Below are 13,144 nucleotides of genomic sequence, written 5' to 3'. Positions count from 1 at the left end.
ACGGTTCAAAAAACACCCAACGCAAGCGCCAGCGGCATGCCTGTGCAAAGAAAGTGACTGCCGCCCCGCACAGGGGCGAAGCTGATAGACCGATAGCAAAGCAAGTTTCATAGAAGCACAGCGCATCAGACGGTGCAAACACACCACGCCCGCCCCCCGTCCAAGCGCCAGCGCCAACATCCACTCTCGAGCAAACCGGAAAGTAATAGCCGATTATTACCCAATCCCCCGACATCGTCGCATACTGATCCGACGCAACACCTCGGGGGGCTTCGATGCCAAAACTCATCCACCTGATGATCCGCGTCGCAGATCTCGATCGCTCGATCGGGTTCTACCGCAGTGCCTTCGGCATGACCGAATCGCATCGTCTCGATTTCAGCGATTTCACCCTCGTCTACCTCCGCGAGCCGGAGAGCGGCGCCGAGATCGAGCTCACGCTGAACAAGGCCACCACGACGCCCTACACGCACGGCACAGGCTACGGTCACGTCGCGTTCGCCGTCGATCACATCGAGAGCTTTCGCGACAGGCTGCTGTCGCTTGGCCTGCAACCCGGCGAACTCAAGTCGCTCTCTCATGGCGACTACGTTGCGGCGCGCTTCTTCTTCATCACCGACCCCGACGGCTACAAGATCGAAGTGCTTTCAAGGGAGGGACATTACGTATGAAGTAGCACCGGCAGCACACAAAATATAAACGGAGACAATCATGCCAAAGGCAATCCCCATATACATCCGCGCCATCCCGGCCCTTGCAGCCGGGGCCGTCGGCGCGACCGCCCGCCGCGCCGCGCAAGAGGCGCCCGCGAGCACCGCCCGCCGGCGCTTCCTCGAAGGCTCCACGGTACTGTCGGGCCTCCTCGTCGCGGGCACGCCGATCGCGCTCCTCGCGCCCAGCCGCGCATGGGCCGTCGCGCTCACGCACATCGACCAGGCGCAGGCAAACGCGCTCATGGACCTCGCCCGCACGCTCTACCCGCACCCGACCCTGCCCGACGCCGTCTATGCGCTCGTCGTGAAGGATCTCGACGTGAAGGCCGCCGACCCGAAAACGGCCGCCCTGATCAGCGCGGGCGTGGCGAAGCTCGACCAGCAGGCAGCCGGCAAGTGGACGAACGCGAGCGCCGATGCGCGCACCGCGATCGTGACCGCGAATCAGTCGGACCCGTTCATCCAGCTCGTGCGCGGCCAGTGCATCACATCGCTCTACGACAACGACATGGCCTACGCGCACTTCGGCTATCAGGGCGAGGCGTTCAGCCACGGCGGCTACCTCACGCGCGGGTTCAACGACCTCACGTGGCTGCCGAATCCGCCGGCGGACGCCAGTCCGCCCGTCGCCTGAAATGGTTTCGCTCAATCCAGGCCGAGGAGGCTAGCATGACCAGGTTCGACTACAGCGACGACTCGGTCGTCGTGATCGTCGGCTCGGGCGCGGGCGGCGGGACGCTTGCGAACGAGCTGTGCCAGAAAGGGGTGAAGGTTGTTCTGCTCGAGGCCGGCAAGCGCCAGTCGTCGGCCACCTTCGTCAACGACGAATGGAAATCGTTCGGCCAGCTCGCCTGGACCGATACGCGCACGACCTCGGGAAACTGGCGCATCGCCAGGGATTTCCCGCAGCTGCCCGCGTGGCTCTGCAAGACGGTCGGCGGCACGACGACGCACTGGGCGGGCGCGTCGCTGCGCTTTCACGCGCACGAGTTGAAGGCGCGCACGACCTACGGCGCGATCGACGGCGCGAACCTGATGGACTGGCCGATCACGCTCGCCGATCTCACCCCATACTACGCCCGCGCCGAGGACAAGATGGGCGTCACGCGCACCAACGGCATACCGGGGCTGCCGGGCAACAACAACTTCAAGATCATGTACGACGGCGCGACGAAAGTCGGCTACAAGACCTGCAACACCGGGCACATGGCGATCAACAGCCGCCCGCGCGCGGGCCGCGCGAGCTGCATGCAGCTCGGCTTCTGCTTTCAGGGCTGCAAGTCCGGCGCCAAATGGTCGACGCTCTATACCGAGATTCCCGCCGCCGAAGCCACCGGCCGCCTCGACCTGCGTCCCGAGTCGCACGTGATGCGCATCGAGACGAATGCGGTGGGCAAGGCGAGCGGCGTCGTCTATATGGACGCGGACGGCAAGCAGCAGCGCCAGCGCGCGCGCGTGGTGTGCGTCGCCGGCAATTCGATCGAGACGCCGCGGCTCCTGCTGCTCTCGGAATCGTCGAAGTTCCCGGACGGGCTCGCCAACAGCTCCGGCCAGGTCGGGCGCAACTACATGCGCCACACCACCGGCTCCGTCTACGCGGTGTTCCCGCAGCCCGTGCATTTCTACCGCGGCACGACCATGGCGGGCATCGTCACGGATGAAGCCGTCTACAACCCGAAACGCGGCTTCGCGGGCGGCTACGAACTGGAGACGATCGCACTCGGCCTGCCGTTCGCCGCGGCGTTCCTGGACCCCGGCGCGTGGGGCCGCGACTTCACGTATTACATGGACAACTACGCGAACCTCGCGGGCATGTGGATCGTCGGCGAGGACATGCCGCGCGAGTCGAACCGCGTGACGCTCAATCGCGACGTGAAGGACAAGCTCGGCCTGCCCGTGGCCAACGTCCACTACGACGACCATCCGAACGACATCGCCATGCGCAATCACGCGTACCAGCAGGGCGAGGCGATCTATACAGCGGTCGGCGCGACGAAGACGCTGCGCACGCCGCCCTACCCGTCCACGCACAACCTCGGCACCTGCCGGATGAGCGCGCGCTCGCGCGACGGCGTCGTCAACAAGTACGGCCAGACGCACGACGTGAAGAACCTGTTCGTCTCCGACGGCAGCCAGTTCACCACCGGCGCCGCCGAAAACCCGACGCTCACGATCGTGACGCTCGCGATCCGGCAGTCGGACTACATCGCCGACCAGATGCGCCGCCGGTCCATCTGAACGCCGCGCCGGGCCGGTTCGCCACGGCCCGGCGCGCCAAACGAGGAGTCATCCGATGTGCAAGATCTACGCGCAAACCGACCCGATCCTTTACGAATGCCGCAGCCGTTCGGTGCGGATCAGCGGCGTGACGACCACCATCCGGCTGGAGAACCTCTTCTGGCAGACGCTCTCCGAACTCGCCGCCGACAACGACATGACCACGAATCAGCTGATCGCCAAGCTGCACGAGGAAATCACGCAGCATCTCGGCGAGACGACCAACTTCGCGTCGTTCCTGCGCGTGACCTGCCTGCGGTATCAGGGTTTAAAAGCTGACGCGTCGCTCGGTTTCCGCAGCCGCGCGACGAGCGTCGCGGCGGTCGACAAGGTGGCGGGGTAAGCCGATGCGCCTCTGCACAGCGATCTGCGCCGCGCTGCTCGGCGCCACGGCGGCATCGGCGTTCGCGGCCATCGACAGCACCGCCGCGACGGACATCCTGCAGAAGAACAACTGCCTTGCCTGCCACGCGGTGAACGCGCCGCTCGTCGGGCCGTCGTACCGGGCGGTCGCGAAGAAATATGCCGGCGACAGCACCGCCACGGACAAGCTGTTCCACAAGGTCCGCGACGGCGGCACCGGCGTCTGGGGACAGGTCGGCATGCCGCCGAACGCGCAGATCAGCGACGCCGACCTGCAAAGCGTGATCGCGTGGATTCTGGCGGGGCCACCGGAGCATTGAGCGGCGCCGTGCCGCGCGAGGTTTCCCGCGCGGCACGGCACGGCCGCGGCCTAGCGCTGCCAGGGCGCCCCGGCCTGCACCTGGCCCTTGCCGTACCGCTCCCGCGCGAGGCCGACCACCTGCGCGTCGATCGCCCCTTCGTCGGCGAGCGCCTTCAGCGCCGCAAGCACGATCGACCTGCGGTCCACTTCGAAGAACTCGCGCAGCGATTGCCGCGTGTCGCTGCGCCCGAAGCCGTCGGTGCCGAGCGTCACGTAGCGGCGCGGCACGTAGGCGCGGATCAGCTCGGGCACGGCGCGCGCGTAGTCGGTCGCCGCGATCACGGGGCCGCGCGAACCCTCCAGCGCCGTTGTGACGAACGGCGCGGCCGCCGCCTCCCCGAGCCGCTCGCTGCGCTCCGACGCGGCGCCGTCGCGATGCAGCTCGGTGAAGCTCGTCACGCTCCAGACGGCGGCCTCGACGTTCCAGTCCTCCTTCAGCAGCATCTGCGCGGCGATCGCTTCGCCGAGAATCGCACCCGAGCCGAGCAGCTGAACCTGCGCCGCCTCGCTGCCTGACAGCCGGTACATGCCCTTGAGAATGCCCTCGCGCAGCGTGGCGTCGAGCGCGCCCGGCGCCGACGGCTGCGCGTAGTTCTCGTTCATCACGGTCATGTAATAGAAGACGTCGTGCTGGCGCTCGACCATCTCGCGCATGCCTTCGTCGACGATCGCCGCCACTTCGTACGCGAACGCCGGATCGTAGGCGCGGCAGTTCGGAATCGTCGATGCGGCCAGATGGCTGCTGCCGTCCTGATGCTGCAGCCCTTCGCCGCCGAGCGTCGTCTTGCCCGCCGTCGCGCCGATCAGAAAGCCGCGCGAGCGCTGGTCGGCGGCGGCCCAGATGATGTCGCCGATGCGCTGGAAGCCGAACATCGAGTAGTAGATGTAGAACGGCAGCATCGGCAGGTCGTGCACGCTGTAGGACGTCGCCGCCGCGATCCACGACGACATCGCGCCCGCCTCGGAAATGCCCTCCTCCAGGATCTGCCCGCGGGTGTCCTCGCGGTAGTAGAGCATCGAGCCGAGGTCCTCGGGCTCGTAGAGCTGCCCGAGCGGCGAGTAGATGCCAACCTGCCGGAACATGTTCGCCATGCCGAAGGTGCGCGCCTCGTCGGCGACGACGGGCACCACGCGCGGCCCGATCGATGCGTCCTTCAGCAGGCTGCCGAGCATGCGCACGATCGCCATGGTCGTGGACATCTCCTTGCCGTTCGCCTCCAGCGCGAACTGCGCCCACGTCGCGAGAGGCGGCACGGCCAGGCTCTCCGACGCGGCCTTGCGCCGGCGCGGCAGATAGCCGCCGAGCGCCGCGCGGCGCTCATGCAGGTACCGCATCTCGGGGCTGTCGGCGGCGGGCCTGTAGAACTCGAGGTGCTCCACGTCGGCGTCCGAGAGCGGCAGGCGGAAGCGGTCGCGGAACGCCTTCAGGTCGTCGAAATCGAGCTTCTTCTGCTGGTGCGTGGTCATGCGGCCCTGCCCGCCCGCGCCCATGCCGAAGCCCTTCATCGTCTTGGCGAGAATCACGGTCGGGCGGCCCTTGTGCGCGAGCGCCGCGGCATACGCCGCGTGAAGCTTCCTCACGTCGTGGCCGCCGCGGCGCAGGCGGTCGATGTCCTCGTCGGACAGATGCGCGGCGAGCGCGGCAAGCTCGGCGTTCTGGCCGAAGAAGCGCTCACGGTTGTAGCGGCCGTCGTTGGCGGAGAAGGTCTGGAACTGGCCGTCCACGGTATGCGCGAACGCGCGCAGCAAGGCACCCGAGCGGTCGCGGGCGAAGAGCGCGTCCCAGTCCGAGCCCCACAGCACCTTGATCACGTTCCAGCCCGCGCCGGTGAACTGCGCCTCCAGCTCGTCGACGATGCGCCCGTTGCTGCGCACCGGCCCGTCGAGCCGCTGCAGGTTGCAGTTGATCACGAACACGAGGTTGTCGAGCTGCTCGCGCGCCGCGAGCGAAAGCGCGCCGATCGACTCGGGCTCGTCCATCTCGCCGTCGCCGAAGAAGCCCCAGACCTTGCGCCCGTCCGTTTTCTGCAGGCCGCGGTTTTGCAGATAGCGCATGAAGCGCGCCTGATAGATCGAATTGATCGGACCGATGCCCATCGAGCCGGTCGGAAACTGCCAGAAGTCCGGCATCAGCCAGGGATGCGGATACGAACACAGCCCCGGACCGGCGATCTCGCGCCGGTAGTGCCGCAGATGCGCCTCGTCGAGGAAGCCTTCGAGGAAGGCCCGCGCATAGACGCCCGGCGACGAGTGCGGCTGGAAATACACGAGGTCGCCGCCCGTCTGCCCGTCCTCGCCCGATGCGCGGAAAAAATGGTTGAAGCCCACTTCGAACAGGTCGGCGGCCGACGCATAGCTCGCGATATGCCCGCCCAGCTCGCCGTACGCGCGGTTCGCGCGCACGACCATCGCGAGCGCATTCCAGCGCAGCACGGCGGCGAGCCGTTCCTCGATGTCGAGATTGCCCGGATACGGCGGCTGCCGCTCAACGGAAATCGTGTTCGCATAGGGTGTGATGCGCGCGCGCGCCGATTCGACGCCGATCGACAGCGCGTGGTCGGAGAGGCGGTCGAACAGGTACTGGGCGCGCTCCTTGCCGACGTGGCTTACGACGGCGTCGAGCGCTTCGAGCCACTCGGCCGTTTCGCCCGGGTCGCTGTCCTCGCGGCCTTTGGCTATGGACACAATCTGGGTGGTTCCGCTGGATAAATCGGTCATGGGGGCGACTCCGCAGTAACGATGAAGATTCAATGACGATTGAAACAGCATAGCCACGCAAGCGCAGAATGTGCGTCTCATTTGCTTGTCTTAATGCTGACAGATAGAGTGTTTATTCTTCGTCGCCATCGATACACGGAATATTTCAACTATGACCTCTTCGTCGAAACAGCGCCTGGACCGCACCGACATCGGCATCCTCAACCAGCTTCAGCAGAACGCGCGCATCACCAATTCCGAGCTGGCGCGCGCGGTGAACCTGTCGCCCACGCCCTGCTTCAACCGCGTGCGCGCGCTCGAAAAAACGGGGATCTTCAAGCAGCACGTCACGCTGCTCAACCCCGAGGTGCTCGGCCTGCGCATCAACGTGTTCATTCAGGTGAGTCTCGAAAAGCAGGTGGAGGACGCGCTCACGCGTTTCGAGCGCGCGATCGGCGAGCGGCCGGAGGTGATGGAGTGCTACCTGATGACGGGCGACGCCGACTACCTGCTGCGCGTCGTCGTGCCCGACGTGATGGCGCTCGAGCGCTTCATCCTGGACCGGCTCACGAAGATTCCGGGGGTGTCGAACATCCGCTCGAGCTTCGCGCTCAAGCAGGTGCGCTACAAGACGGCGCTGCCGCTGCCGGCGTCGGGACTCACGCTGCCCGACCTCGACGATTCGCCCTCGGACTGGACCTGAGCACCGTGCTTCATCCCGCTTGCGGACACGCCGCCCTTCGCCTATAACTCACGAGGCAATCAGGCAAAGATTTCCGACTGCACGCGTCCCAAGCGAGAACAATATGAACTTCGAGACCGTACGCGTTTTCATCATGACCCGCGGGGTGGAATTCGGGATCATGATCCTCTCAGCGATTGCGCTGTGGATCGTCGGGCGATGGCTGATCGGGCTCGTGACCAAAGCGTTGCGCAAGATCCTCGCGCGCAACGAGCGCATCGATCCGACGCTCGCGCACTATCTGGGCTCGATCCTCGGCGCGCTCCTGAACGTGCTGCTGATCCTCGCGATCCTTCAGATCTTCGGCGTTCAGACAACGTCGTTCGCCGCGCTGATCGCGGGTCTCGGCCTCGCAATCGGCGTCGCGTGGGGCGGACTGCTCGCGCACTTCGCCGCGGGCGTGTTCATGCAGATCCTGAGGCCGTTCGCGGTCGGGGATTTCGTTTCGGCGGGCGGCGTGACCGGCACCGTCACGGAACTGGGCCTGTTCGTCACGATGATCACCACGCCCGACAACGTCGCGACGATCGTCGGCAACAACAAGATCTTCTCCGACACGATCTGGAACTACAGCCTGCTGCCGTACCGGCGCGTGGAGCTCACCGCGAAGATCGCCAACGGCGTCGATCCGCTCGACGCCATCGCGCGCCTGAAGGCCGCGGTCGCGCAGATTCCGAACGTGTCGGAGACGCCCGCGCCCGACATCGAAGTGCTCTCGTTCACGCCCGAAGGCCCGCTCCTGTGCGTGCGCCCGTACACGCATACGAAAGACTACTGGCAGGTCTATTTCGACACGAATCGCGCGATCATCGAAACGTTCGCGAAGGCAGGCTATCCGACGCCGGAGACGCCGGTCGTGCGGCGCTCCGCGGCGGCGTGACGCGCGCGCGTCAAGCGGGCCCCGGCACGGGCAATGAGCGCCCGGCGCGCCCGTTTTCTGCCTAGAATGGGTTATTGCTTACGCGCTCGCAAGCAGCGCGCGTCCGCGCAATCCCGGTTGGAGGAGAGCCATGCCGACTTATCAGTATCGTTGCGAGGAATGCGGCGAGACGTTCGAGCATGCGGAACATCTCGCGGAACACGAGACGATCCATCCGCAGTGTCCGAAGTGCGGCAGCGAGAAAGTCCAGCACGTGCCGACGCCGTTTGTCGCGAAGACGACGAAAAAGAGCTGAAGGCGCGAGCGTGCGTCAGGCCGCGCGGCGCCGCGCCGCGAACACGAACGCATACACCGCCACGTTGACCGCGATCAGCACGAGCCCGAGCACGTAGCGCAGGATCAGCGTGAGCGCCTCGGGGTAGAGGATTTTCGAAACGAAGCGCTCGATGAACCCGCCCGCGTAGCCCGCCTCGCCGCCCATGCGCAGCAGATGATTTTCGAGCGGCGTAAGCGGGCACACCCAGTCCGCCCATTCGACCACGACGCCCCACGCCAGCACCGGCAGGTGCACCCAGAGCAGGCGCGGATAGCGCAGCACGAGCACGCCGCCCAGAAGCGCGAACACGACGAACGCGAGATGCGCGATCAGCACGAGATCGGCGAGCGCGACGTAGATCATGGGCTCACGCTCCTGCGCTTCCTGAGAAAGCGCCCGAGCACGATGCCCGCGAAAAAGACGATGCCGAGGATGATCGCCTCGACCCATACGGCGGCGGGCGGGTCGGCGGGCTCGGGCGGCACCAGCGGGGCGATTGCCGTGGCGATTTCGCGCGGGCTGATCTGCGTCATGTTCGCGATGCCGTCGATACCATAGACGCAGATTTCCCCCGTCGGCAGCGAGCAGAAACGCTCGGCGGGGCACTGCTTCAGGATCTTCTGCTCGGCGCCCTCGCCGCACTTCGCTCCCGCGCCCTTCAGCACCTGAAGCGTCACGTCGGGATACTTCGAGATCTGCTCAGGCATCGGTCCGGCCCCCGTCCGCTCACCGCGCAACGCGCATGTGATTTTTATACATCGAAATCGCGCGAGGCATCGGCCGCGATGTTCGTTGTTTTCAGCGGAAAACCGCGACCTACGCCGGCGCGCGGCGCGTTCGGCGCAGGGCGCCAGGTAATTGCTACCGGGTTACAAAGCGAGTGCTACGGGCCTATGGAGGGGTGCCGCAGGGTGCCAGAGTCGTCGTGGTCACGGACGGACTTGAGCCAATGAAAACGCCCCGGGCCTCCTGTGAAGGAGACGCCGGGGCATTGTGTATTCAGAGACCGTGCCGCGACGGCACGACAGATGTTCGGTGCCGTCGCGTTCGCGGACTTCGGCCGATAAACGAGCAGACGTCTTTAAATCAAGGGCCAACCTTGTCGTCTATCACACGCTGTGCGGCCTTGAATCCTGCCGTCAAACCTTCGTCCTCCGTGCCGAAGACGCGGTTTCCTTCTGTCACGAGCCGAATCGGTACGCCTATTGGTCTTTTCGGGTCCGCCGTGCAGATACTCACCACTGCAACGTACCCCACCGGGGGTCCATATGTGAATTCGCTCGACACAGCCCGCACAGACTCAAGCGTCACGGTGACTTCAAAGCCCTTGTACGAGTCGATTCTTTCCATCGATGCTCACCCGTTCGAAGATGGACAACGAGCCATTTAAATACCGGCTGGGAAACGGCGCACGAAACTTGTGTCTGCGACGCGTAGCGCGTCACGGCAAGCTGAGGACGACGCGGCATGCGTAAATATTAGCATCTGATGCTGATGACCATGCTGGTCGTGGGATGCCACGGTGGTCGCAGCACTCCATGATGAGGTGCGCACTCGTCTGGTCCGGCGCGCCAACCCGCCGAGACGGTGCGCCGCGCCTCCGAGGCGGCTGCCTCACGCGCGCACCAGCACTCGACCTGGACGGTTGCCCGCACGACTTCATCCGTCGCGCCTGGGAAAAACGGCGTCACGATGCAGGTCGTCACCAGCCGCCGTGTTCTGCGACGGCTCATGGGATGACTCGCGGGCAAACTTTTCGTGGGACGACGATATGCAACCGGCCCGCGAGCGCCCCGAACAGGCGTTCAGACGGCGACGGGATCGCTTTCTGAATGCGACCGGTATGGCACAAACGTCGTCCAGTCTCGCCAGCTCTGACGCTAGGCGACCGACCTCTGTGGCGCGGGACGACGCCCTACGTTCGGCACGAGCTTGTCAGCGGCGGCCGAAATCAGCTGCCGGACGGAGTGCGCGGGCACGCTTCGCATCCGATGCGCTTCGGTTCGCCCGCTCGCCCGACGCGCGGAGCGAACCGATGAACCGAAACGATCAGCGAAGCGAATCAGCCGGGCAAACCGGCAAGCGCCAACTGCGCGCAGCAGTCCGCGAATGCATGGCAACCCGCATGACAGCCGCATGCCAGCCGCAGCGCCGCTCTGTCAGACTCCGTCAGGCGTGTGCCTTCGGCGCCCGTCAGGCCGGCGATGCCGCCGCGTACCGGATGGGGCGCGGCGCAACCTGCCCGCCGAGCCGTCCCGCGACGTGGTCGATGAACACGCGCAGGCGCGGCGCGATATGCCGGCTCGAAGGCCACAGGATCTGGAAGACCCCGTGCACACGCGTGAAGTCGCCGAGCACGGTCTGCAACTGGCCGTTGTCGAGCGCGTTTTTCACCATGAAATCAGGCACATAGGCGAGCCCGAGCCCGGCGATGGACGCGTCGATCACCGCTTCGACGTTGTTGAACGACAGCGTCGTGACGAGATCGGCATTGTGCGGCGCGCGCGCATCGCTTTCGAACGCCCACTCCTGCAGCCGGCCGTTGGCCGGCAGCCGGTAGCGGATGGACTTGTGATGCGCGAGATCCGACGGCGTCTGCGGCGTGCCGTTGCGGTCGAGATAACCGGGCGACGCCACCATCAGCTGCCGGTACGGCATCAGCGGCTTCGCGAGCAGCTGGGAATCCGCGAGCTTGCCGGTGCGGATCACCGCGTCGAACCCTTCCTGCGTCAGGTCGACGATGCGGTCGCTGAAGTCGATGTCCAGCTGGATGTCCGGATAGAGCTGCCGGAATTCGGGCAGTAGCGGCAGCAGCAGCCGGTAGCCCATCGCCGGCATGCTGATTCGCAGGCGTCCGCGAGGCGCGTCGGCGGTATGCAGGATGTCGCTTTCGGCGTCCTCGATCTCGCTCAGGACGCTCTTGCATCGCGAGAAGAAGCGCGCGCCTTCGTCGGTGAGGCTGATACGGCGGGTGGTCCGATGAAGCAGCTGGACGCCGAGTTTCGCCTCGAGCCGCATCACGCTCTTGCCGATTGCCGACGCCGACAGGCCCAGGATGCGGCCAGCCGCGACAAAACTGCCGGACTCGGCGGAACGCACGAAGGCGACCATGCCGCTCAGGCTATCTACAGTGAGTGAACTACGTGAGCTGGTGAGTTGCACTGGCATTTCTCGTTTTCTGTAATTTCGAGGACCGCGCAACGGCACGACGAACATGCCTCGAGCACGGCGAAACGGTCGCAAGCGGCGACCGGCACGCCTTGTGAGCGCGGCAGCATCGCTGCCCGGGGCCGGGTCCGCACGGTTCAAGCTTCCGTGCAAACCACTCGACGAAGCGCCGAAGCCGGAAAGCGCGCGTCACCGCCCGCCCGCGAACACCCCGCCTGGCGCGCCCGGAGCCGCGAGAGGCAGCGGCGGGCGTGTCTGCGAGGGTTCCCGGGCGCACAATCTCGTACACGCTGTCAGGACCGGCGCGTTGGACGCGCCCCTTGCATCAATGAAAACATCTGTGGGTGCGGTTTATTCCCCAAAATTGCGCGAGTTCCCACATGTTTCTGCGGGTTGACCCTAACCCGGGGAGAAGCTCGATGCTTCTGATCCTTCAGGCCGCCCAGTTCGTCGCGACGCTCGGCTGCGCCGTGTTCGCCGGAGCGGCCATTTATATCAGTGCTGTCGAGCATCCCGCCCGCATGCGCTTCGACACGAAAACCGCCGCGGCGCTCTGGGCGCCCAGCTACCAGCGCGCCACGCTGATGCAGGCGCCGCTCGCGGTGGCGAGCGCTCTGGCGGGCGTGGCGGCGTGGTTGCTCGGCGGGGGTGCGGCGTGGCGGGCGGGCGCGGTGCTGATCGGCGGCGTCGTGCCGTTCACGCTGATCGTGATCAAGCCGACCAATGCGCGGCTGCTCGCCCCCGGGCGTGACCTCGCATCGCAGGAAACGCGTTCGCTGCTGGACAAGTGGGGAAAGCTGCATGCCGTGCGCACGGGCGCGAGCGCGGTGGCGTCGGTGATTTTCGTGGCGGCGCTGCTGCGCGGTTAGGGAACGGCTGGTGAACCGCCAGTACACCGGTGATTCACCGGTAACCGGCTGGACCCGCCGCGCCTACCAGACGCCCGGAATCAGGCGATATCGCACGCGGGCGGCGTACTGCGGGTAGCCGTCGAGACCGCGCATCAGCTCGCGCTCTTCCATCACCGTGCGGTAGACGATCCCGCCCGCCAGCACGAGCGACGCCGCCACGCCCCACCACGAGCCGAGCACGAGTGCGTTCGCGGGCAGGAAAACCAGCGCGGCGGCATAGAGCGGATGGCGCACGATCGCGTAGGGGCCGGTCGAAATCACGCGATGCGCGCGCTCCGTCTGAATCCTGACGACAGGCGCAAGAAACGTGTTCGCGAGAAACACGCGCGCGATCATCCAGAACGACAGCAAGAGCAGCGCCCCGCCCGCCCATTGCAGCCAGACCGGCATGGCGGACCACCGGAAGCGCACGGCATCGAGTCCGATCAGCACGAGCCAGGCGCACCAGCCGACGATCATCGAAAGCAGAAATATCTTGTCCCAGAACGGCTGGCCGGACTGAAACGGCGATTTCATCCGCTCCGCGAGCAGCGCGGGATCGCGCCGCAGCAGCACAAGCGCCGCCCACGTGCCGCCGCCGAAAAACACGGCGAGATAGGCCCACGCCGCCGGCCAGCACAGCGTTCCGGCCGCGCCGAACAGGAGCACCGCGAAGAGCAGTGCCTCGAGCGCCATCGTGAGCAGGAGCCTGAAGGCCATGAACGATTCAGGCGCAA

General features: G+C 66.0%; 14 protein-coding genes. 9 read left to right on the top strand and 5 right to left on the bottom strand.

Annotated features, from left to right (window positions below; all coding sequences use genetic code 11):
• Positions 1-275: 275 nt before the first annotated feature.
• The 5 genes from BG61_RS08770 to BG61_RS08750 are packed head-to-tail and all read left to right on the top strand — an operon-like array spanning position 276 to position 3,673.
• Positions 276-671: a VOC family protein gene (locus BG61_RS08770; protein ID WP_035939159.1), complete on the top strand. Its 396-nt coding sequence runs from the start codon at positions 276-278 to the stop codon at positions 669-671.
• A gap of 40 nt (positions 672-711) precedes the next feature.
• Positions 712-1,347 carry a twin-arginine translocation signal domain-containing protein gene (locus tag BG61_RS08765; protein ID WP_129572318.1) on the top strand — a complete coding sequence of 212 codons (636 nt, stop codon included), beginning with the start codon at positions 712-714 and terminating at the stop codon, positions 1,345-1,347.
• 35 nt (positions 1,348-1,382) lie between these two features.
• A complete protein-coding gene (locus tag BG61_RS08760; protein WP_035939157.1) occupies positions 1,383-2,951 on the top strand; it encodes a GMC family oxidoreductase in 1,569 nt (522 codons plus the stop codon).
• 55 nt (positions 2,952-3,006) lie between these two features.
• A complete protein-coding gene (locus BG61_RS08755; RefSeq protein WP_035939155.1) occupies positions 3,007-3,333 on the top strand; it encodes a ribbon-helix-helix domain-containing protein in 327 nt (108 codons plus the stop codon).
• A 4-nt stretch (positions 3,334-3,337) separates the two neighbouring features.
• Positions 3,338-3,673, top strand: a complete 336-nt coding sequence (locus BG61_RS08750; RefSeq protein WP_035939154.1) for a c-type cytochrome — start codon at positions 3,338-3,340, stop codon at positions 3,671-3,673.
• A 50-nt stretch (positions 3,674-3,723) separates the two neighbouring features.
• On the opposite strand, the gene mdeB is transcribed toward BG61_RS08750, so the two are convergent.
• Positions 3,724-6,432: an alpha-ketoglutarate dehydrogenase gene (mdeB, locus tag BG61_RS08745; RefSeq protein ID WP_035939152.1), complete on the bottom strand. Its 2,709-nt coding sequence runs from the start codon at positions 6,430-6,432 to the stop codon at positions 3,724-3,726.
• Between the two features lie 151 nt (positions 6,433-6,583).
• On the opposite strand from mdeB, the gene BG61_RS08740 reads away from it, so the two are divergent.
• The 3 genes from BG61_RS08740 to BG61_RS08730 all read left to right on the top strand — a co-directional run bounded on the left by BG61_RS08740 (position 6,584) and on the right by BG61_RS08730 (position 8,328).
• Positions 6,584-7,114, top strand: coding sequence for an Lrp/AsnC family transcriptional regulator (locus BG61_RS08740; RefSeq protein WP_035939150.1), 531 nt, complete (start codon positions 6,584-6,586; stop codon positions 7,112-7,114).
• A gap of 103 nt (positions 7,115-7,217) precedes the next feature.
• Positions 7,218-8,033 (top strand): mechanosensitive ion channel family protein, encoded by an 816-nt coding sequence (locus BG61_RS08735; protein ID WP_035939149.1) that lies wholly within the window; start codon positions 7,218-7,220, stop codon positions 8,031-8,033.
• Between the two features lie 130 nt (positions 8,034-8,163).
• Positions 8,164-8,328 carry an FmdB family zinc ribbon protein gene (locus BG61_RS08730; RefSeq protein ID WP_035939146.1) on the top strand — a complete coding sequence of 55 codons (165 nt, stop codon included), beginning with the start codon at positions 8,164-8,166 and terminating at the stop codon, positions 8,326-8,328.
• Between the two features lie 15 nt (positions 8,329-8,343).
• Here BG61_RS08730 and BG61_RS08725 read toward each other — a convergent pair whose 3' ends face one another.
• From BG61_RS08725 to BG61_RS08710, 3 genes are all read right to left on the bottom strand, one after another.
• Complete coding sequence (locus BG61_RS08725; RefSeq protein WP_035939143.1) at positions 8,344-8,712, bottom strand: DUF2784 domain-containing protein; 369 nt, start codon at positions 8,710-8,712, stop codon at positions 8,344-8,346.
• Positions 8,709-9,056 (bottom strand): hypothetical protein, encoded by a 348-nt coding sequence (locus tag BG61_RS08720; RefSeq protein ID WP_035939140.1) that lies wholly within the window; start codon positions 9,054-9,056, stop codon positions 8,709-8,711. Before BG61_RS08720 ends, BG61_RS08725 begins: the two co-directional genes overlap by 4 nt.
• A 1,486-nt stretch (positions 9,057-10,542) precedes the next feature.
• Complete coding sequence (locus BG61_RS08710) at positions 10,543-11,460, bottom strand: LysR family transcriptional regulator (RefSeq protein WP_035939136.1); 918 nt, start codon at positions 11,458-11,460, stop codon at positions 10,543-10,545.
• Between the two features lie 476 nt (positions 11,461-11,936).
• On the opposite strand from BG61_RS08710, the gene BG61_RS08705 reads away from it, so the two are divergent.
• Positions 11,937-12,386: an anthrone oxygenase family protein gene (locus BG61_RS08705; protein ID WP_035939134.1), complete on the top strand. Its 450-nt coding sequence runs from the start codon at positions 11,937-11,939 to the stop codon at positions 12,384-12,386.
• 63 nt (positions 12,387-12,449) lie between these two features.
• Here the strand turns inward: BG61_RS08705 and BG61_RS08700 are convergent, their stop codons facing one another.
• Entirely contained in the window at positions 12,450-13,127 is a 678-nt protein-coding gene (locus BG61_RS08700; protein WP_035939131.1) for a methyltransferase family protein, read from the bottom strand.
• Positions 13,128-13,144 lie beyond the last annotated feature (17 nt).

The organism is Caballeronia glathei, assembly GCF_000698595.1.
GTDB classification, from domain to species: domain Bacteria; phylum Pseudomonadota; class Gammaproteobacteria; order Burkholderiales; family Burkholderiaceae; genus Caballeronia; species Caballeronia glathei.
The sequence above is the reverse complement of the archived record's forward strand: the minus strand, read 5'-3'. Positions and strand labels throughout refer to the sequence as shown.